21 protein-coding genes are annotated in these 21,034 nt (G+C 44.9%); 7 read left to right on the top strand and 14 right to left on the bottom strand.

Features of this window, described 5'->3' with window-relative positions; translation table 11 throughout:
• The first annotated feature begins 69 nt into the window (after positions 1 to 69).
• Together CRENPOLYSF2_RS01445 and CRENPOLYSF2_RS01440 are read left to right on the top strand one after the other, a co-directional pair.
• Positions 70 to 486 carry a PilZ domain-containing protein gene (locus CRENPOLYSF2_RS01445; RefSeq protein ID WP_087142195.1) on the top strand — a complete coding sequence of 139 codons (417 nt, stop codon included), beginning with the start codon at positions 70 to 72 and terminating at the stop codon, positions 484 to 486.
• 77 nt (positions 487 to 563) lie between these two features.
• Positions 564 to 1,388, top strand: a complete 825-nt coding sequence (locus tag CRENPOLYSF2_RS01440) for an MOSC domain-containing protein (protein ID WP_087142194.1) — start codon at positions 564 to 566, stop codon at positions 1,386 to 1,388.
• Between the two features lie 151 nt (positions 1,389 to 1,539).
• Here the strand turns inward: CRENPOLYSF2_RS01440 and CRENPOLYSF2_RS01435 are convergent, their stop codons facing one another.
• Entirely contained in the window at positions 1,540 to 1,971 is a 432-nt protein-coding gene (locus tag CRENPOLYSF2_RS01435) for a hypothetical protein (RefSeq protein WP_087142193.1), read from the bottom strand.
• 122 nt (positions 1,972 to 2,093) lie between these two features.
• Between CRENPOLYSF2_RS01435 and CRENPOLYSF2_RS01430 the strand changes: the two genes are divergently transcribed.
• The gene (locus CRENPOLYSF2_RS01430; RefSeq protein WP_087142192.1) at positions 2,094 to 3,830 is read left to right on the top strand and encodes a GTPase; all 1,737 of its coding nucleotides are present in this window, start codon (positions 2,094 to 2,096) and stop codon (positions 3,828 to 3,830) included.
• Positions 3,811 to 5,424 (top strand): GTPase, encoded by a 1,614-nt coding sequence (locus CRENPOLYSF2_RS01425; protein WP_087142191.1) that lies wholly within the window; start codon positions 3,811 to 3,813, stop codon positions 5,422 to 5,424. Before CRENPOLYSF2_RS01430 ends, CRENPOLYSF2_RS01425 begins: the two co-directional genes overlap by 20 nt.
• Here CRENPOLYSF2_RS01425 and CRENPOLYSF2_RS01420 read toward each other — a convergent pair whose 3' ends face one another.
• From CRENPOLYSF2_RS01420 to CRENPOLYSF2_RS01365, 12 genes are all read right to left on the bottom strand, one after another.
• Positions 5,425 to 5,805 carry an MAPEG family protein gene (locus CRENPOLYSF2_RS01420; RefSeq protein ID WP_087142190.1) on the bottom strand — a complete coding sequence of 127 codons (381 nt, stop codon included), beginning with the start codon at positions 5,803 to 5,805 and terminating at the stop codon, positions 5,425 to 5,427.
• Positions 5,806 to 5,819: 14 nt separating this feature from the next.
• On the bottom strand, positions 5,820 to 6,095 hold the full coding sequence (locus CRENPOLYSF2_RS01415) for a type II toxin-antitoxin system YafQ family toxin (protein ID WP_087142189.1): 276 nt from the start codon (positions 6,093 to 6,095) through the stop codon (positions 5,820 to 5,822).
• The gene (locus CRENPOLYSF2_RS01410; protein ID WP_087142188.1) at positions 6,092 to 6,352 is read right to left on the bottom strand and encodes a type II toxin-antitoxin system RelB/DinJ family antitoxin; all 261 of its coding nucleotides are present in this window, start codon (positions 6,350 to 6,352) and stop codon (positions 6,092 to 6,094) included. The genes CRENPOLYSF2_RS01415 and CRENPOLYSF2_RS01410 overlap by 4 nt, the downstream gene beginning before the upstream one ends.
• 111 nt (positions 6,353 to 6,463) lie before the next feature.
• Positions 6,464 to 6,865 carry a TfoX/Sxy family protein gene (locus CRENPOLYSF2_RS01405; RefSeq protein ID WP_087142187.1) on the bottom strand — a complete coding sequence of 134 codons (402 nt, stop codon included), beginning with the start codon at positions 6,863 to 6,865 and terminating at the stop codon, positions 6,464 to 6,466.
• Between the two features lie 12 nt (positions 6,866 to 6,877).
• Positions 6,878 to 8,098, bottom strand: coding sequence for a flavodoxin-dependent (E)-4-hydroxy-3-methylbut-2-enyl-diphosphate synthase (ispG, locus tag CRENPOLYSF2_RS01400; RefSeq protein WP_087142186.1), 1,221 nt, complete (start codon positions 8,096 to 8,098; stop codon positions 6,878 to 6,880).
• Positions 8,099 to 8,303: 205 nt separating this feature from the next.
• Positions 8,304 to 8,948: a response regulator gene (locus tag CRENPOLYSF2_RS01395; protein WP_087142185.1), complete on the bottom strand. Its 645-nt coding sequence runs from the start codon at positions 8,946 to 8,948 to the stop codon at positions 8,304 to 8,306.
• Between the two features lie 216 nt (positions 8,949 to 9,164).
• Positions 9,165 to 9,929, bottom strand: a complete 765-nt coding sequence (gene gloB, locus CRENPOLYSF2_RS01390; RefSeq protein ID WP_087142184.1) for a hydroxyacylglutathione hydrolase — start codon at positions 9,927 to 9,929, stop codon at positions 9,165 to 9,167.
• Positions 9,930 to 9,966: 37 nt separating this feature from the next.
• A complete protein-coding gene (gene dxs / locus CRENPOLYSF2_RS01385) occupies positions 9,967 to 11,829 on the bottom strand; it encodes a 1-deoxy-D-xylulose-5-phosphate synthase (protein ID WP_087142183.1) in 1,863 nt (620 codons plus the stop codon).
• 91 nt (positions 11,830 to 11,920) lie between these two features.
• Positions 11,921 to 13,312 carry an aspartate aminotransferase family protein gene (locus CRENPOLYSF2_RS01380; RefSeq protein ID WP_087142211.1) on the bottom strand — a complete coding sequence of 464 codons (1,392 nt, stop codon included), beginning with the start codon at positions 13,310 to 13,312 and terminating at the stop codon, positions 11,921 to 11,923.
• A 52-nt stretch (positions 13,313 to 13,364) separates the two neighbouring features.
• On the bottom strand, positions 13,365 to 14,096 hold the full coding sequence (locus CRENPOLYSF2_RS01375; protein ID WP_087142182.1) for a phosphorylase family protein: 732 nt from the start codon (positions 14,094 to 14,096) through the stop codon (positions 13,365 to 13,367).
• Complete coding sequence (gene shc, locus CRENPOLYSF2_RS01370; RefSeq protein WP_087142181.1) at positions 14,093 to 16,045, bottom strand: squalene--hopene cyclase; 1,953 nt, start codon at positions 16,043 to 16,045, stop codon at positions 14,093 to 14,095. Before shc ends, CRENPOLYSF2_RS01375 begins: the two co-directional genes overlap by 4 nt.
• Positions 16,046 to 16,054: 9 nt before the next feature.
• The gene (locus CRENPOLYSF2_RS01365) at positions 16,055 to 17,155 is read right to left on the bottom strand and encodes a phytoene/squalene synthase family protein (RefSeq protein ID WP_087142180.1); all 1,101 of its coding nucleotides are present in this window, start codon (positions 17,153 to 17,155) and stop codon (positions 16,055 to 16,057) included.
• 457 nt (positions 17,156 to 17,612) lie between these two features.
• Between CRENPOLYSF2_RS01365 and hpnH the strand changes: the two genes are divergently transcribed.
• The 3 genes from hpnH to CRENPOLYSF2_RS01350 are packed head-to-tail and all read left to right on the top strand — an operon-like array spanning position 17,613 to position 20,247.
• Positions 17,613 to 18,713 (top strand): adenosyl-hopene transferase HpnH, encoded by a 1,101-nt coding sequence (hpnH, locus tag CRENPOLYSF2_RS01360; protein WP_087142179.1) that lies wholly within the window; start codon positions 17,613 to 17,615, stop codon positions 18,711 to 18,713.
• A 58-nt stretch (positions 18,714 to 18,771) separates the two neighbouring features.
• A complete protein-coding gene (locus tag CRENPOLYSF2_RS01355) occupies positions 18,772 to 19,362 on the top strand; it encodes an ABC transporter substrate-binding protein (protein ID WP_272867677.1) in 591 nt (196 codons plus the stop codon).
• Between the two features lie 18 nt (positions 19,363 to 19,380).
• Positions 19,381 to 20,247 carry an MlaA family lipoprotein gene (locus tag CRENPOLYSF2_RS01350; protein WP_087142177.1) on the top strand — a complete coding sequence of 289 codons (867 nt, stop codon included), beginning with the start codon at positions 19,381 to 19,383 and terminating at the stop codon, positions 20,245 to 20,247.
• A 118-nt stretch (positions 20,248 to 20,365) separates the two neighbouring features.
• Here CRENPOLYSF2_RS01350 and CRENPOLYSF2_RS01345 read toward each other — a convergent pair whose 3' ends face one another.
• Complete coding sequence (locus CRENPOLYSF2_RS01345; RefSeq protein ID WP_087142176.1) at positions 20,366 to 20,881, bottom strand: adenine phosphoribosyltransferase; 516 nt, start codon at positions 20,879 to 20,881, stop codon at positions 20,366 to 20,368.
• Between the last annotated feature and the right edge of the window lie 153 nt (positions 20,882 to 21,034).

Here is a 21,034-nt window from a genome sequence, read left to right as displayed (position 1 = left end):
TTGAATTTTATTGATTTAAGGTTAATACTTAATGCGGCTTAACTTGGACACTACCCCATAGATAATTTCATGGCCGACTTTAAAAAGCTTTACAGCAATGCCACCGACAACTTTGTTATTGAACCTCGGTCTTTTTCAAGAGAGAATTCTCGTATTGGCGTGCGCTATGTTCGAGAAGACATCGCTGTGGGCGTGTGTACAATTAGTTTATTCAGTTTTGGCTTTGTCTTTAATAAAGAATTTGTTGTTGAATTGCTGGACATTAGCAGCAAAGGTTTACTGATTGCAACCGATAAAAAGCTACGCGTCAATCAAGAAATCAATATTTTTTTGAAGTTTGAAAACGATCATGTCTTCAGGCGTAAAGGCAAGGTAGCGCGAAGAGCAGAAGGCCCACCTTATCGCTTTGGTATAAAATTTGATCGCCTCAGCAATAGCTTGGGCGATTACCTGCTGGAAACACAAAAAAAATTGATTTTCAGATAGCTTTCAGTATTCAGTGCTTTAATCAATAACAAATTTGTGCTTACCTATACGGTTTTTAATTGCCGCTTGCTTTCATCATGATAACGTATACTCTAAGCACCATCACCTTATACCCTGTTAAATCACTGGCAGGCATTACGGTTACACGCTGGCCAGTTAGCAAAACTGGCTTACTTTATGACCGAAAATGGATGCTCATTGACAGTAGCGGTCATTTTCTCAGTCAGCGTAGTTTACCGCGCATGGCGTTAATCAACACGGCACTCGTTAACGATACATTAGTGTTATCTGCACCCGGTATGTCACACCTTACTTTGTCATTGAATCCCATTTCTGAGCAAACCTTAACTGCACATATTTGGAATGATTTTTGCGTTGCACAAGCCGTATCCACAGAAGCGGATCAATGGTTTAGTGATTTTTTAACAACCGACTGTCGCCTAGTCTATCAAAATGACACCAGTCCGCGCCCTATTGATCCGGCGTATGCCAATGCACGCGATCAAGTATCATTTGCGGATGGCTTTCCGTTTTTGATTATCTCGGAAAATTCGTTAGTATCGTTAAATAACGCCATGCAGCTGAATTTTCCGATGAGTCGATTTAGACCTAATTTGGTTATCGCAGGTTGTCCTGAATATGCCGAAGACAGTTGGCGTAATATCCGTATTGGCCATATTGATTTCAGACTGCCCAAGCCGTGTTCACGTTGCTCCGTGCCGACGATTGATCCTGTAACAGCCAAAACGGGTAAAGAACCACTCCAAACACTGAATCGACTTAGAAAGTGGCACAATAAAGTGTATTTTGGGCAAAATGCACTGCACGATCAAGCGGGTGAATTAGCTGTGGGTGACACGGTAATTATTAAGCAGTTGGGTGAAAATCAACCTCCGCTCTAAATTAAAATGACAGTAAAACCAGTGTAAAATACAGACCTGTCAGATTTTAAAAACCTGACAGGTCTACTACATCATCCTCATCTGCAAAAACACAGCGACCAGTGCGTTTACTAACGGGGTAATGCACGGAAAGGAATACCACTAAAATAGCTTATTGCAATTTATACAACACGTTATCAGCCTGACCACCTATCTCGGTTTTTGTACTGCCTTTATGCTTATCCTGACCTAAACGTTGCTTACCAAATTCGGAAATCATTTCTTCCCAGGTAGAATATTTATCATAAGCCTGAAAACCAGCGGCTTTGCGTTGCTGATAAATTTCTTTAGCCGTAGCCACAATTTCAGGTGGTGATTTACCATCAACCGCATCTAAAAAAGCTTCATTATCTTTATTAGCATCACGAATCGTCCAAAACGACACCTGAAATTCCATGCGATTTTCAGGTGGCAATTTTTCTTTAATACTTTTAACCGATTTGTACGCTGTTTTAATACTATGGCCACTGATTTCCTGACCTTTTCCACAAGCGATTAATGCAGTACAGCTTAAAATAAGCAATAACGCGGGTAGTTTGTTCATAAATTTAACCTCTAAGTTATGTACCTGTCCATCTTATGGTATTGTTAGTTATAATTGAATGTAACGCCGAACCACCAAACGAAGTAGAATGGTGGCCAATTATAAACCTAAGCTAATTTTTTATGCTGGACTTTATCCAATTATTAAAAGGGCGCTACCAGTCTGTTATAACGCGACTTGGCGATGAGTCAACTAAAACGATTTATCAGCAGCGTATGGATCAGTTGCTGTTAGCGGAAGCTTTTATACGTAAAGGCGAATTAATTGATAGCTCGCCGCAAAATCCCCTGCAAATATCGGTGGTGGGTCCTACACAAGCCGGCAAAAGTTCGCTGGTCAATGTCCTACTGAACACAGACGCAACCGGTGTTAGCCCACTTGCGGGTTACACGGTACACCCGCACGGCTTTTGTAATGGCGTAAAACTGACCGCATGTACCGGCTTGCAACGCTATTTCGGACGTTTTCAGCAATTACAGCATTGGCAGTTAAACAAAGATCGTTTGGATTGCTACTCTTTAGCAGAAAGCCCCGCCCTGTCCAAGCACTTACCCAATGCCGTGTTATGGGATACCCCAGACTTTGATTCGATCGATTCCGCCAATTACCGCGAAGGCGTGATTCGCACGATTGCCCTCGCCGATATTGTTATTCTGGTGGTCAGCAAAGAAAAATACGCCGACCAATCGGTATGGGATTTAATGTCCACGCTGGAGTATCTGCATCAACCGACCATTATCTGCTTAAACAAACTCAGCGAAGGCTCAGAAGACTTATTGATTAACTCGTTGCGCCAAAAATGGCAACAAGCCCGTACCGATGCCTTCCCCGACGTAGTCCCAATCTATTACCATAAAGACAATGTACCGGTATGGCCAGACACGCAGCAAACCTTGCTGCAACAAATGGCCAGCAAAGTTAGCTTAAAAAAACACGACCGTTTTGAAACCGAGCTATTACAAAAATACTGGCCTGCGTGGCTAGAACCGATTATTTCCGAACATCAATCCTTAAAAGATTGGCAAGATTTGGTGGATCAAACCCTGGTGGCGGCTGTTGATAGCTACCAGCGTGATTTCCTCAACCATCCGCACCATTACGAAACGTTTCAACTGGCCATGGCCGAGTTGTTAACCCTACTGGAAGTGCCAGGTCTAGCCGGCATACTGGCAACCACCCGTAAAATAATAACCTGGCCGATTAAAAAACTATTCCGTATGGGACGCAAAAAGTTGCATATTGCCGATACCAGCCAGGAAGTGACGGTATTAAACCAAATTTGTGAACACACGCTGATCCAAATGACTGATAAAATTTTGCAGCGCACCGAGCAAAGTAAACAAACAACGTGGTGGAAAGAATGCGCGGTACAACTACGCGCCCAGCGCCCAGCGCTGTTAGAACAATTTGCCAGTGCCGCACAAAGCTATCATGTTAATTTTCAAGATGATATTGAAGCCACCGCCAACCGTTTGTATACAAAACTACAAGAACAGCCCATGGTATTAAACGGTTTACGCGCCACCCGCGTCACCACCGATGCCGCTGTCATTGCACTGGCGTTACACACGGGGGGTATTGGCTTGCACGATTTAATCATTGCCCCCGCCATGCTAACCGTCACTTCGTTAATGGCAGAAAGCGCCATCGGCAGTTATATGGGCCGACTGGAAACAGAACTCAAGAAAAACCAGCTGGCAACTGTTAAACAAAGTTTATTTCTGGATATGCTACGCAACAAGCTACTGGCCTTACCTGAGCAATTATCCGCCCCTGATCATTTCAATATTTCTTTAAACCAGCTGCACGCGGCTGAAGTACATCTTACAGAAAAGAGACATGGCTTACGATTACTCTGATTTAGTCGAAAAAACCAAACAATGGGCGGCACAAGCCAGTGCATCAGGCTGGATTAACAGCTTGTGTGCCGAACAATTGTCCGATTTTGACGGCAGAACGCCGGATTCGTTATTTAATCAATCTAATGCCAGACCATTGATTGTGGCATTTATGGGCGGTACCGGCGTAGGTAAAAGCTCGCTATTAAATCGACTGGCAGGCAGAGCCGTGGCCAGAACCGGTGTAGAGCGCCCCACCTCGCGTGAAGTTACCCTCTACCATCACAGCAGCGTAACCATTAATAACCTACCAGAAAAATTACCGATAGAGCGCATTAAAATCGCCCAGCACGATGATCAATCCAAAAAAGACATCATCTGGATTGATATGCCTGACTTTGACAGCACCGAGCTTAGCAATAAACACCTGGTATTAGAATGGTTGCCGCATATCGACGTACTGATTTATGTAGTTAGCCCAGAACGTTACCGCGATGAAAAAGCCTGGCGTTTGTTACTGGCCGAAGGCGGTCGCCACGCCTGGCTGTTTGTGCTCAATCAATGGGATCGCGGCCAAAGTGAACAATGTGAAGATTTTAAGCAGCAATTAGGTAAAGCCGGTTTTGTTGCGCCAATTATTTTTAAAACCATCTGTGCAGAAAGCAGCCAGCCGGATGAGTTTGATGCCTTGCAAAATACCATTGCAGGACTGGCCAACACCAATACGGTTAAGCAGCTCAAACAACGCAGTATGCAAGTACGCAAAGACGAGTTAAAACTTAAGTTACAACACAGCATTCAGCAGATGGGCACGGCTAAAACCTTTCAGCAAACGCCTGCACTGTGGCACACGCAATGGCAGCAAACCACCACCTTGTTGCAACAAGGTTTCGATTGGCCCATTAAAAAACTCGCTACGTATTACGCCGAACATGCGGCTAATTTAATCGGTAATCCGGTTAATAAGGTAGCCGAAAAAACCGAACTGGTGTTATGGGATGATTGGGCACAAGCGCGATTTACCGATGCGCTCGACCAGTTTATTCATAATACTGATCAACTGGGCTTGCCTGCCACACCACTGAAAAATCAATTGGCCTTGGTACGTGAAAAAGCCCCCAAAATTGTGCAAACCCAAAGTGAGTTGGCAGCAAGACAAGCCTTGGCAAACCCTGGCAATGCCTTGCAACGTGGTTTTTTAAAACTGATGCGGGTATTGGAATTTATCCTGCCGTTGTTATCAATTAGCTGGGTGGCGTATCAGGTGTTTGTGGGCTATTACCAAAGCAATATGACCGATGTGGAATATCTGGGGGTTGATTTTGCCGTACACAGCTCACTGCTGGTAATTATCAGCTGGCTAGCACCGTGGTTTATGCAAAGACAATTGAAGCCATCACTGGAAACAAGTGTACTGAATGGCCTAAAGAAAGGTTTGGATACGGCGATTACCCTGATTGATAGTGAAGTCACCGATGCTGTTAATACTGTTGGCTTAGAGCACAACCAGCAAATCAGCCAAGTTGTAACGATTATTGAGCAGTGTACTGGCGATAATAGCCAAGAAAAACGCATTGCAGCAGATGATCCGTTAGCACGGATGTTGGTTAATTGATCACACGCCAATCACAAAATAAATAAGATTAGCAAAAGCCAGCACTACAATCGTAATAAGCGTTATTTGCATGCCCAGCACACGAAACTGCAAATTATCAGACAACAAAGCTTTTGCATGTACTATGCGGCCAGCTACTATCAGACAACCACCCACATGTATCAGCAAACCAGGCGCTTTATTTACGTCCAATAAAACCAGCAAAATAAGCGAAATAGGAATATATTCGGTCGCATTGCCGTGAGCGCGAATTGCCGCCTGAAGTTCAGGTTCATTACCATCACCCAGCTTTACTTGCTTTGCACGGCGCACTTTAATAACCCCAAATGAGAGCCAAACAATCCATAGCGCAGACAATGCGGCATAGATAGAACTTATCATATTTTTTCCCTCACTTACATGTTTTTGAATAATTGGGCATGACTACCCAAACGGGTTAGGTGAAGTTGGCGATCATCTATTTTATAAATGAGTAAAACATCACCACTCAAATGGCATTCCCGAAAATCGCTCCACTCACCATGAAGAGCATGATCCCTAGCTTCTGGCGGTAATGCTTGAGCATTCAACAATGCGGCAACGTACAGAAAAAGCTTTGCAGACTGCGTGTCAGTCAAACGCACGTTACGCATATCTTTAATAAACAATTTATGGCGTAAAAGGCTTCTCACTTTGATCGCATTTCACCCCGAAGTTGCTCAAGACTGATAGTTTCCAAATTCCTTCCCGCACGCACGTCCTGCATAGCTATAACAGTTTCTGCATTGGGGATTAAAAGATCAAAAGGCAACGTATGATCATGAGCAACATGGGTCAATAATAAGCGCACCGCATCTGACACAGTAAGTCCCATAGTTGCCAGCACTGCGGTAGCCTCTTCTTTTATAACGCTATCAATGCGCGTTTGCACCACAGCATTAGATGGCATAGCCCCTCCTTAAACAATAATTCAAGATGTTACGCGTGAGCACGAGTAACCCAATCCGTATCTACTTTCAATGCCGGATAAATAGAACTAATCATATTACCTCTGCTATTGTCATTTCAGAATCGAATACAAATCAACCGGCACAATGTCTTGTGTAGACTCCACAGTATCGCTTTTGGATTTTTTGGTTTTACCAGCGATAGAGATGGCTTCCTTAGCCCAGTGTTCAAGTTGCTCAGGGCTGTCAATCACCTCTTCCGGCACTTCAAAATACCGTCGCACCTGAATGCGGCCTTTCTTGGTAGCATAGGAAAAAGCCTGCATCCCCACTGCCTCGTATATTTTCCGTGTATTGTCATCAACGACAAAATACAGGCGGTCTTCCATCATCATGGCAAACTGTAGCGAATGGCAGGAAAATCCGACACCACCGAAAAATCGCCCGATTTTTATGGAGCCGACACGCTTTAAGCTATCTAAAATATAGGCTTCAAATTCTGTGCTGGTCGACAACGATTCAACCTTCTATAAAACGCTGTAATGCGTCTCAATATAACGCTGCACAATACCTTGAAACTCCTCAGCAATCCTGTCGCCTTTCAAAGTCACGGTTTTCTCGCCGTCTTCGTACACCGGCGCAACCGGCGTTTCACCGGTTCCAGGCAGACTGATACCAATATTAGCGCTCTTGCTTTCACCAGGGCCATTGACCACACAACCCATTACCGCCACTTCCATCGTCTCAACGCCTGGGTATTGGGTGCGCCAAATTGGCATTTGATCACGCAGATAGCTTTGAATATCCATCGCCAGTTTTTGGAAATAATCACTGGTAGTACGACCACAACCAGGGCAAGAAATAACCATTGGTGTAAACGAGCGGAAACCCATGGTTTGCAATATTTCCTGGCCAACAATCACTTCCTGGGTACGCGAAGCGCCTGGCTCAGGCGTTAAAGAGATACGAATAGTATCGCCAATACCTTGCTGCATTAATACCGACAACGCCGCTGAAGATGACACAATACCTTTGGAACCCATACCTGCTTCCGTCAAACCCAAATGCAGGGCGTAATCGCAACGGCTGGACAAATCTTGATAAATGCTAATCAATTCTTGAACATTGCTGATTTTGCAGGACAGGATAATTTTATTTTTAGACAGGCCAATTTCTTCCGCTTTTGCGGCACTTTCCAGCGCCGACAAAACAATGGCTTTACGAGTAACGGCTGGTAACGGTTCTGGATTAGCTAAAGCGCGGTTTTCATCCAGCAAACGCGTGAACACGGCTTGATCCAAACTACCACCGTTAACGCCGATACGTACCGGTTTATCGTACTTACAGGCAAATTCAACCATTTGCTGAAACTGCGGATCGCGACTACGACCACGCCCTACATTACCTGGGTTAATCCGGTATTTATCCAGCGCTGCCGCACAATCAGGGTATTTTTCCAGCAACTTATGGCCGTTAAAATGGAAATCACCGACGATAGGCACGTCATAGCCTTTTTTATCCAGCTGATTACGAATTTCCGCCACCGCTTTAGCCGCTTCTTCGGAATTAACCGTGATACGAACAATTTCCGAACCCGCTGTAGACAACTCAATAATCTGGTTAACTGTAGCCGTAATATTCACGGTATCGGTATTGGTCATTGATTGCACCACAATAGGCGCACCACCGCCCACTTTTACATTGCCAATCATGACGGGATGGGTGATTTTTCTGAGGCTCATTGACATACGTTTGATTTTTTAGCTACGTTGGGGATGGGGTAATTATATACAGCAGAACAGGATTTGTAATTAAATGGGACACCGATACAGCGTTTTCAACTTAGAACGGTTACGCTGTAACTATTGAACTGTGAAAACGCTGTATATGGATTCAATAACAGGCCTGCCAGGTTTTCAAAACCTGACAGAACCTGAGCCGTGCATTACGCGACTAAATTAATCCGGTGTCAATATGACTAAACTTAACCGCCAAACGGGTTAATTCAACATCATTTTTAACATTAAGTTTAGTATACAAGCGATACCGGTAAGTATTGACAGTTTTTGGGCTTAAAATCAGCATTTCCGCCATTTCCTGTATAGTCTTACCCTGTAAAATCAGGGTGACCACTTCGGCCTCGCGCTGCGACAATTTGGCAAACGGCGATTCATTCGTGCCTGGCAAGCCCTGAAATGCCAGATTATTGGCTACATCGGAACACAAATAGCGCTTGCCCGCCATAATTTTGTTCATGGCAATAATCATTTCTTCTACTGGCGAATTTTTAGAAATAAAACCCATCACCCCCAGCTTAAGCAATTGGTGCGGAATCGGCCCATCGTTATGCACTGACAAGGCAATAATTTTTACCTCAGGGTCGTGCTGCAAAATTCTGCGACAGGCTTCTACCCCGCCTATACCAGGCATATTAATATCCATCAAAATAACATCCGGATCTAAGGTTTTAACGGCAATAACCGCCTCTTCGCCTGATTTAGCAATGCCAACAACGGTAATATTCTCGATCGCATTCAATAATGACTCAATACCCGTGCGAACAAGTTCGTGATCATCAACAAGCAAAACATTAATCATAATTTTTGATGTTTATATGGTTATGAAACGTATAGTGAATATAGAACACATTAAAAATAGCGTGACTATTAGAACGTGAATATACACCATCGTCGCTATTATCATACATAGGTAGTTATACCTATACGGTCATCGTTTGTTACTTTAAGCCACGGTTTTAGCGAATTTTATTTACCTTGCCGCATAACAATACGTCGTATTTTTAGCGTTACGCATTTAAAAACAGTCTTTACACCGCCTAATCTCTGTAAAAATTGCTACCGACGACTTAGCCAACATGCCAATTGTTTGTTGTAAACTAACACTGTCTTCGCGAAAAAATGGATTAGTAGCCAACTCTTGCGCAATAGTTGATGGCACCGTTGGCAGATTATCTGCACGTAATTGATTAACAACGTGCATGCGTCGTTGCAATAACACGTTATCAGGCTCAAGCGTTAAAGCAAATTGGCCGTTCGTTTGCGTGTATTCGTGGGTACAATAAATGTGTGTCGCTGGTGGTAGTGCTTTGAGTTTTTGCAAAGACAGCCACATTTGCTCAGCCGTGCCTTCAAATAAACGGCCACAGCCCATCACAAACAAGGTATCACCACAAAACAACAGATTATTATCAGGAAAATAATAGACGATATGGTGTAGCGTATGCCCAGGCGTTGCTATGATACTGATACGATGCTGACCCAACCATAAGGTATCGCCATCCTTAACACCGGTGTCTATGCCAGGAATACGATCAATATCACCCTGCCCTGCGATAATTTTACAACCCGTTTGCTGTTTTAAGGCCAGATTGCCATCAACATGATCCCAGTGCTGGTGCGTGTTAAAAATATAACTGAGTTGCCAGTTTTTTTGCACCAGCACATCTAACACCGGCTGTGCTAAGCCTGGATCAACCACAGCAGTTTCACCTGATTCGGTATCGTGAATCAGGTAAATATAGTTATCTTGCAGTATGGGCAGTTGCAGTATCTCTAACATCGCGTCGCGTGCTTAGAATAACTGCACTAACAACAATCTAGGCACAGAATGCTTCAATACTGTTAAAAATCGATTCGCTGTCCAAACCACATTCGGCCAGCAATTCTTCACGCGTGCCCTGCTCGACAAAATAATCCGGTAAACCAATAGCCAACACCGGCATAAGAATTTTTTGCTGTTGTAAGAACACTGTTACCGCACTGCCTGCACCGCCAGCAATAACGTTTTCTTCAATAGTCACAAACACATCGTGAGTTTTGGCCAATGCCAAAATCAGGTCTTCATCAATTGGCTTCACAAAGCGCATATTCACTACCGTGGCATTCAAGCGTTTACCTGCACTCAACGCCGGTGTCACCATGCTGCCCCAGGCTAAAATGGCGATACGACTGCCATGCTGACGTATTTCCGCTTTGCCTATCGGTAGCGCAACCATGTCTTTTTGTACCGCAACACCTGGGCCTTTGCCACGCGGATAGCGCACAGAAGCAGGCCCTTCATGGATAAATCCGGTATACAACATTTGTCTGCATTCATTTTCATCCGCCGGTGCCATCACCAACATATTGGGCACACAACGCATATAGCTGTAATCGAAGCTACCGGCATGGGTTGGCCCATCAGGCCCCACCACACCGGCACGATCCAGCGCAAACAACACGTCCAGATTTTGAATGGCCACGTCATGAATCATTTGATCGTAAGCGCGTTGCAAAAACGTCGAATAAATCGCCACCACCGGCTTTGCACCCTGACACGCCTGCCCTGCCGCTAAAGTCACCGCGTGTTGCTCGGCAATGGCGACATCAAAGTAACGCGTTGGGTATTGCTCAGAAAACTTCACCAAGCCCGACCCTTCACGCATAGCCGGTGTAATACCTAGTAAGCGTTCATCTTGTGCCGCCATATCACACAGCCAGCTACCGAAAACTTCAGTGTAACTTGGATGAGGTGATGGCACTGATTTGGGTAACGAATCAACGCTAGGGTCAAACGGCCCGACACCGTGATAGGCCAGAGGGTCTTTTTCCGCAGGCGCATAGCCTTTGCCTTTTTTGGTCACAATATGCAAAAACCGTGGCCCTGAAATCTGTTTAAGATTTTCCAGCGTCGCCACCAAAGTATCGACATCGTGGCCGTCTATCGGGCCAATATAATTAAACCCCAGCTCTTCAAAAAAAGTCCCAGGAATAATCATGCCTTTCATGTGTTCTTCGGTACGTCGCGCCAATTCCCACACGGTGGGCATTTTACTCAAGGCTTTTTTGCTTTCTTCACGAATAGATGAATAGAATTTACTGGACAGAATTTTGGCCAGATAATTGTTCATCGCGCCCACATTCGGCGAGATGGACATATCGTTATCGTTTAAAATCACCAGCACATTGGCATCAATAGATCCTGCATGGTTCATGGCCTCAAACGCCATGCCGCCAGTAATACTGCCATCACCGATAATGGCCACCATATGTTTATTTTCGCCTTTTAATTCCGAGGCGATGGCCATGCCTAAGGCGGCACTGATCGAGGTGCTGGAATGGCCAACCCCAAAAGCATCGTATTCGCTTTCGGCACGGTTTGGAAACGCGCACACACCGTTACGGGTGCGGATGCTGGTCAAGGTATCTTTACGGCCAGTGAGAATTTTATGCGGGTAGGCCTGATGTCCCACATCCCACACTAATTGATCGGTTGGGGTATCAAAGACATAATGCAAAGCAACGGTTAACTCAACCGTACCCAATCCTGCTGAAAAATGCCCACCCGACACACTCACCGATTGCGTTAAGAACTCACGCAATTCTTTAGCCAAGGCTTTAAGCTGATCCTTGGCGAGTTTGCGAACATCGGCCGGCAAGGTAATGTTGTCAAGCAATGGGTAAGTCTGTGATGGTTTCATAATTAGTAAAGGGGTTCTCGATAGAAAATCAGAGTGAGCCCACTGTGAAACAGGGCTGCAACGAAAATAAACTTAACAGGACACAGCACGCCTAGCCAGCTTTCTTGCTCTTAAGCGCATGACTGGCCAGATTTTTGCCCAAATCCCAGATAGAGCCTGGAATTTGATGGGTATCCGCAATGGTTTTGTCAAACGCTTGCACGATATGATCGCGATCTTTTGCGGTTAAATTCAGTGGCGGCAATAACTTAACCACGTTCATGCCATGCCCTGCCACTTGCGTGAGAATACGCTGATCTTTAAATAACGGGATAGTGACCATCTGGCAGAACAGACCTTTATTGGCGGCTTCCAGCATGGCCCAGGCAGCTTTCAAGCTCAGGCTTTTTGGTGACTGGAATTCGATAGCAATCATCATGCCTAAGCCACGGGCTTCTTTCAGGAATTCGTATTTACCGGCTAAGGCATTCAGGCTGGCGATAATATCTGAACCGATTTTAGCACTGTTTTCAACCAGTTTTTCGTCTGCCATGACATGCAACGTCGCCAACCCTGCCGCCATCGCCATGTTATTTTTGGCAAACGTGGAACCATGCACCACCGCTCTGTCCATACGATTATAGACGGTATCCATGATTTTTTGCGTCATTGCTACCCCGCCCACCGGCACAAAGCCACCGGACAAGGCTTTCGCCATGCAAATCATATCGGGTTGTACGTTCCAGTGTTCGATTGCCCAAAATTTGCCTGTACGCCCTAAGCCGGTTTGCACTTCATCGGCGACAAACAACGTGCCGTATTGCTTGCACAAACGCTCTACTTCGGGCAAATAATTAGCATCGGGGAGATTAACGCCTTTGCCTTGCACGGGTTCTACAATAAACGCCGCGACCTCTTTACCGGCCAACGCTTTTTCTAAGGCGATCAGATCATTAAACGGCACGCTGCTACAGCCTGGCAGTAACGGCCCAAAGCCTTCGCGGAAAATTTCTTCGCCATTAAGCGACAATGCGCCCATAGTTAAACCGTGATAGCCGTGCTCACAAAAGACAATTTTTTGCCGTTTGGTAGTGTAGCGGGCAAATTTAATAGCCGCTTCTACTGCTTCGGTACCGGAATTACAGAAAAACATCTTGGTGATATTGTCCGGTGTGGTTTTGAGGATTTCTTGCGCTAACAAGCCACTCAGTACCGAAACATCCAACTGCACCAAATTGGGCAATTCCAGCATCAGGGTTTCTTTTAGTGCGCTGATCACCGTCGGGTGATTTCTGCCAACAGCAAACACACCAAAACCGCTGAGTAAATCCAGGTATTCGTTGTCGTCTTGGTCGTACAGATACTGGCCTAAGGCGCGTTTATAATGCCGATCATAACCGATGGTTTTTAACACCCGTACCATTTGCTGGTTAAGGTGTTGTTCGTACAGATCAAATTTATCCGTCGCATGCTGCGCAAAAAGTTCGGCAATACTGAAAGTCATGTGTTCCTCAAAATAAGCCCTTTCATGAAGGGACAACCACTCAACAAAATCTTTATGACGCGCTAATCGAGCCACCAGATTTAAACGCAACAATGTCATTTAACCGCGCCGCAACCTGTTTTAACGTTGTTTTAGCGGCACGAAAGTTCATTCCCAGCGTAATCAAGCGCGGTATCTCAGCAGGATTTTTGGCAACAGACAGCAATAACGTTTTCATGACAACATCGCCTTGCTCATTCAACGCTTGGCCAATCGCACGCGGCAAACTGGTATCGACAGAATCGGCAACTACGCGGATCGCCAAAAAAGCCAGCCCATGTTGCTCAGCAACCTTAGCAATCGCTACACTTTCCATGTCTAAAGCCACAGCGCCGGTTTTTAAGTGCAACTGTTTTTTATCCTTACTGAGCGCAACCAGATGCGGCGTTGTTAACAAACACCCCGCATGCACCGCACACACTTTAGCCAATATCTGTTTGCTGTGCGCATACCAATCCGCATCGATGACTATTTTAACATGATCAATGTCCATAACCGTGTCTGCCAATACTAAATCACCGGCACGCAACATAGGGTTTAAACCCGCCGCGCAACCCCAACTGATCAAGCGACTCGCACCTTTAGCCATCAGCAATTCCGCAGCGGCCTTGGCATTTTGGTAACCTGCGCCTGCATACACCACCAATAACGCCTTGGTGATAAAAACACAATGGCCTTTATCAATGCGTTTATCGGTCAGGCTACTGAGCTCTTCCGGCAAAGCAACCACGATGCCGGTAATCATTTTTTATCAAGCGCGTTACGATAACGCGCCAACGCCCACAGTGGGAAAAATTTATCGTAACCGTGATATTTTAGATAGAAAACCTTAGGAAAGCCAGGCGCTGTAAAACATTTGTCGTTCCACACGCCATCAGCTTGCTGATTTCGTAAAATAAAATCGATACCGGCTTTAACTTCTTGGCTATGGACTTCACCTGCGGCTATCAAGCCTAAAACAGCCCATGCGGTTTGAAACGCGGTGCTAAAACCGTATTGACCGCTCAAACTGGCATCGTGGTAGCTATTATTGTCTTCGCCCCAGCCACCGTCGTCACGTTGCACACTTTTTAACCAAGCAGCCGCTTTGGTGTACATGGGGTCGGTTTTAACCATGTCGGTTTGTTCCAGTGCAATCAATACTGACCAAGTACCGTAGATATAATTAGTACCCCACCGGCCAAACCACGAGCCATCGGCTTCTTGATCGCTACGCAAATACGCCAGCGTGCGCTCCAAGGCCGGACGGTATTGTGCGTGTTTAGTGGCCAACCGCGCCATCAGCATCGCACAACGGGCGCTGACATCGGCAGTCGGTGGATCTAATAACGCACCGTGATCGGCAAACGGAATTGAATTTAAATAATAGCAGGTGTTATCAACATCAAATGCACCGTAACCGCCATTTTTGGACTGCATACCGACAATCCAGTTGGTCGCACGGTGGACAGATTCATCCAGATCGGGCAAGTTTGAACACGCCATTGCCACCGCCACCATTGCGGTATCATCCACATCGGGGTAATGCGGGTTGGCGTATTGAAATGCCCAGCCGCCACCGGCCAAATCAGGCCGTGCAATACGCCAATCGCCAGGCTCATCCGATAGTTGTTTGCTTTTCAGCCAGTTGTACGCATGCGTTAGGGCTTTGCTATTAGCTTTTTCATCGGCTTCTTGCAAGGCCAACGCGGCAAGACCGGTATCCCATACCGGCGAAAAACACGGCTGGCAATAGGCGTCGTGTTCGTTAATCACCAATAAACGGTCAATGGCTTTACGCGCCGTTACTACATCAGGGTGATCCTCCGGCACACCCAATAACATCAAGGCTTCGTAAGCACCCACCATCGCAGGGAAAATACAACCTAAACCATCTTCACCGTTCAGGCGCTCAGTAATCCAATCTTTGGCTTTACCCAACGCATGTTGGCGCACGCTATTGGGTATTAACGGGTTAATGGCAAGACCCAATTTATCCAAACCCAGAAACACTTTATTTAGCAAGGTGCCTTTCTGGAAATAATGCTGTTCTTCGTCAGGGTGAGTAACAAACAGCTCCAGTATATTGACCTTATGCGGATTTTTGGCGGTGGCTTTTAAAGTACACAAGACAAACAACGGCACCATCACAGCTCTGGACCAATACGATACCTTATCCAAATGGAACGGGAACCATTTGGGCAGCAGCATAATCTCAGCAGGAATATATGGCACCGCACGCCAGGGCACTTGCTCGAAGATGGCCATCGTAATACGGGTAAACACGTTGGCTTTGGCCGCGCCACCTTGGGCAAGAATATACGCTTTTAAGCGCAGCATGTGCGGCGCGTCTATGGCATCACCGGCCATTTTTAACGCGTAATACACTTTAACACTGCAACTTAGATCGCCCGTACCGCCAGTAAACAACGGATAACTGCCATCTTTCGCTTGGCGCGAGCGTAAATACACCGCAATTTTGGCTTGCAAATCGGTATCAATGCCACCGACATAGTGCATCATCATGATGTATTCAGACGGAATCGTGCAATCGGCTTCCAGTTCAAATACCCAAAAGCCGTTTTTATCTTGCAGGCTTAATAGCTTGTCTTGGGCATGTTGTATAGCGGTATCAAGATGGTATTTATTAGACCGTATCGGTGTAGCGGAACCGAGGTTATCAGAAAGACTTTCGTGGGTGTTGTCGTTAATCATGGTGCGTCCTTAAAAGAGCGGCGTGGCTTTTGAGGCAGGTTGTACATAATGCCAATCGGGGGTTTTTAAATCTCGACTGGTAACATCAAATAACAGCGACAGCAAACCATTGCTACGCCCTATCATTTTGGTGGTTACAATAGTGGCTTTAACGCTATTACGGGTTATTTTGACTTGATTGGAATGGGTAAAATTTAAGTTATGCTTAATTTTTTTCAAGGTCAGTAAGGCCATGCCCAATGCCCACAAGCAAAAATTACGAATGCCAACTTCATGCGCTGGCAACAACTGGGTGTAACGCAACGCATCGTGCAAATGCTGCCGGGCAATACTGATAACACGCGCAAGACCCAATCTAAAATGTTCGTCGTTGGTGTCTGGGGTTAAATTTTTAAGATCAAACCCGGCTTCGGTAAAAATATCTTGTGGTAGCCAGCACACGCCACGTTGCGCATCATCCCAAATGTCTTTCAGAATGTTGGTCATTTGCAAACCCTGGCCAAAAGCCACCGACAACGTAAGCAATTGCGCTTTATGCTGGGCAATCTCTGGCGAATAGTGACAAAATAACTTGGCCAACATTTCACCCACACATCCCGCCACGTAATAACAATACCGATCCATATCCGCCATCGTCGCCAAACCATGGTGTAAGTTTTGCGCCTGAAAAATCGGCATACCTTCCGCCATAGTTTTTACACAACTGGCCAAGGCCGCAATTTGATCCGGCTCAAAACTGTGCGTAATTTCAATTACCCGTGGCAACACATGGATTAATGCGTGTTCGGCAGGAATGGTTTGATCTGATAACAGCGGAGCAAGCTCGACAGCAAACGGCTCAGAATTAACACCCGATTGCACAATGTCGATAAATTCTGAACAAAAATACTTTTTTTGCTCTGGCGACAAAGATACTTCATCTTCTATGGTGTCAACAATGCGGCACAATAAATACGCATTGGCAATAGGCGCATAAAGACCTTCCGGTAACTGCGGAATGGTTAAAGCAAAGGTTCTGGACACGCCCTCAAGCAATACGGACTGAAATTCATCATCCGCGAGTTGGCTCAGTAATTTTGGATCTTCCAAGAATGTTTGAATATTTCTCATGCGCGATTTTGACTATAGTTTACAACGTTGGCTTCAATGTCTGCGTGGGGCAATAATAGTCTGTTTGTTGGTATTTTGCAAAATAATGTTGTTTTGTTGCCAGTATTGTTGTTTCGCTTATTTTTGACCGCGCTCACCACCCTGAAAATCGATTAGAATCTGCTTTAAAACCGTGTTATGTTGTTTTTTTACAAATCAACTTGCCACAGGCTAACCCAAAATTATTTTTAAAATACACGCGTAAAAACTGGAGTCGCCATCTAAAAGATAGTATTCTAGTGAAAAATATCGCTGTGTTTAAAAATCACATACCTGCACTTGCGATAAATCTGAAGTTGACTGTGTCGCATTGTTGTTTTTTAGATACACCACTTCTAAACTTTTATAAAACGGCGCAGTTTATCGCATTTGAGAGACGGCCATTGGTTTTTTTGAATATTTTCGGAGTCTTATCGTCATGGGTGTTCCTTTACGTCAGCAATTAACTGTCGCCAGTTACCTGATAAAACAAAAACTAAAAGGCGTTAAAAAATACCCACTGGTATTAATGCTAGAACCGCTATTTCGTTGTAATTTGGCTTGCGCCGGTTGCGGTAAAATTGATTATCCCGATGACATACTCGACAAACGTTTATCATTTGAAGAGTGTATGCAAGCGGTAGACGAATGCGGCGCACCAATGGTATCCATTCCTGGCGGCGAGCCATTAATTCACAAAGAAATGCCACAGATTGTAGCCGGCATTGTGGCACGTAAAAAATATGTCTACTTGTGTACTAATGCATTGTTGTTAAAAAAACGCATTGACGATTACACGCCCTCGCCTTACCTAACCTTCTCTATTCATTTAGACGGCATGCAAAATCGTCATGATGCCTCTGTGTGTCAAGACGGTGTATTTGACCGTGCCGTTGAAGCCATTAAAATCGCCTTAGAAAAAGGCTTTAGAGTAACGATTAACTGCACCTTGTTTCAGGGTGAAACACCTAAAGAAGTCGCTGAGTTTTTAGATTATGCAATGGAATTGGGCGTGGAAGGCGTGACCATTGCACCTGGTTTTAGTTATGAACACGCACCACAACAAGATGTATTTATTAAAGGTAACGACATTAAAAACCTGTTCAGAGGCATTTTTAAACTGGGTAAAAATCGCAACTGGAAGCTCAATCATTCATCATTGTATCTTGATTATTTAGCCGGCAACCAAAACTACGAATGCACCCCGTGGGGCAATCCTACCCGTAACGTTTTTGGCTGGCAAAAACCGTGTTATTTGTTAAGCGACGAAGGTTATGCGCCTAGTTTTCAAGAATTACTCGACACCACCGTCTGGGAAAACTACGGCACTGTCAACAACCCAAAATGCGCAAGCTGTATGGCGCACTGTGGTTACGAAGCCACTGCGGTTGAGGACATGTTAAAAAATCCCTTAAAAGGCTTATGGACATCTATCAGAGGCCCTAAAACTGATGGCGCAATGGTCGAAGAGCCTACGCCGCGTTATGTCACGGAAAAAACACTGCCAACGTTGGCCGGCATCCCCATACGAGTAGAATAATAGCTCAGCATAATCAGATTATTTACATTAGAGGTTTAGTATTATGGTTATAAAAAGCATGAAATTTTTGGCCGTCTGTTTACTGGGCATGACGGCACTAGGAAATGCTAATGCCGGTGAAACAGCAAGACAAGTTGTTGATAAATTTCAAGCCGAATTAATTGATGTCATGAAAAATGGCAAAAAACTGGCTTACGCGGGGCGCTATGAAAGACTCAACAGCGCGGTCGCTAACAGCCATGATTTAGCAAAAATTGCCCGCATTGTCGTCGGCAAGGAATGGGAAAAACTAAACGCCGATCAACAACAAAAATTAACCGATGTCTTTAGTCGCTTAAGCGTGGCTTCTTACGCGCACAATTTTAAAGATTATGCTGGCGAATCTTTTGCAGTGGATACAGAGGAGCAAACTGCACGCGGCGGTGTGGTAGTGCATTCTCATTTGTCTATTCCCGATGAGAAAGATGTTAAATTTGACTACATGCTGAAAGAAAAAGGCGACAGCTGGCGCATTATCAATATTATTGCTAACGGTGTAAGCGATTTAGCACTCAAGCGTTCAGAATACACAACCATTTTGCAACGCGAAGGTTTTGATGTTTTAATAGCAAAAATCAACGAGAAAATTGATAACTATTCAAAACTTTAATGCTTTAGGTTTGCCGCCATGAACACCCTCTACACACCGCATTGTACACGTACTCTGCAAAGATTTTCATTGCTTTTACTAGCAATTACAAGCATCACTTTGGTAGGCTGCGCCACCACCCATCCTGGGCAAAACGCAGCCAATACAATTGATCCTTATGAAAATATTAACAGAAAAATATACACATTCAATGATCAAGTAGATGACTATGTGGCGGCACCTGTTGCCAATACGTATAAAAAAATAACCCCGCAAGTATTGCAGACCGGAGTCTTTAATTTTTTTAACAATTTAAAAAATATTAATGTCGTATTAAACGATCTTATGCAAGCTAAATTTGAGCAAAGCGCACAAGATACCGGTCGGTTTTTAATGAATTCAACAGTAGGTATCGGTGGTTTGTTTGATGTCGCCAAAAAAGTTGGCCTTGAGCAACACGAGGAAGACTTCGAACAGACGCTGGCCGTTTGGGGCGTTCCACAGGGCACGTATTTGGTATTGCCTATTTTAGGTCCTATGACTACTCGCGGCATCCCAGGTGCAGTTTTTGATACCGCTGCAAATCCAGCCAGTTATGTAGGCGCACCCGTCCAATTAGTCAATTTACTCAATGCCCGCGCTAATGCCGAAGGCTCGTTAAAATTTATTGACGAAGCCGCGCTCGACCCTTATGTGTTTACCCGTGAATCATTTTTGCAATGGCGCAAACATTTAGCAACTGACGGCAAAGACCAGGACAATGCAGATGCAACTGGCTACGGCGAAGATTTGCTGGATGATGACGTAACAGCGGTTGCCGTAAAACCAGGCAGCACAGCCACTACCGATGTAAAAACCACCGGTGGCACAGTGCTAGAAAAAACACCTAGCAAGATAAAACCCTAACAACATAGTTGGTCATGTTGGGTTGGGTTGCCAAACAGCAGGCAGCCCAACCTGTTTGAATGTTATTGTTTTTTGCCCCGCGTTAAGCTAGTAGCCGCTGATAGCCAAGTGCTGTATTTTAAAAATGCACTAAAGAATGAACTTCGTAATTACTAAGTAAGCTTCTGCCCTGCAAAAAATCTAACTCAACCACAAAAGCACAAGCCGCTACGGTAGCGCCCAACTTCTCGACTAATTCACAACTGGCTTTTGCCGTGCCGCCGGTCGCCAGTAAATCGTCAATTAACAAAACCCGATCATCGCTATTAAAGGCATCCGTATGGGCTTCCAAAGTGGCCGATCCATATTCTAAATCGTAAGACACAGTCTGCACATCGTAAGGTAACTTGCCAGGCTTTCTGAGGGGCACAAAAGGCAGCCCTAACTCCCACGCTACTAACGAGCCAAAAATAAAGCCCCGCGCTTCCATGCCTGCCACCGCAGTAATATCCCGACATAAAAATGGTTGTAACAACTGGTGTACAGTCAATCTTAACGTCGCAGGATCTTTAATAAGTGGTGTAATGTCTTTAAATATAATGCCAGGCTTTGGAAAATCTGGAATATCACGAATTTTGCTTTTTAATCTATCCATTGTTTTATCGGTTAACCAGTGAGCGTACTATGCCTAATTGCGCAAAATATCGTTAGTATTACTTTTTATCTGTAGTAAACAGGCTATTACAGCTTGACATCCTCCTCTCCCTGAAGGAAGGGGATTCCTTATTTCTAAAGAGTAAGCTTGCTT

It is taken from the genome of Crenothrix polyspora (assembly GCF_900163755.1).
GTDB lineage: Bacteria > Pseudomonadota > Gammaproteobacteria > Methylococcales > Methylomonadaceae > Crenothrix > Crenothrix polyspora.
The sequence above is the reverse complement of the archived record's forward strand: the minus strand, read 5'-3'. Positions and strand labels throughout refer to the sequence as shown.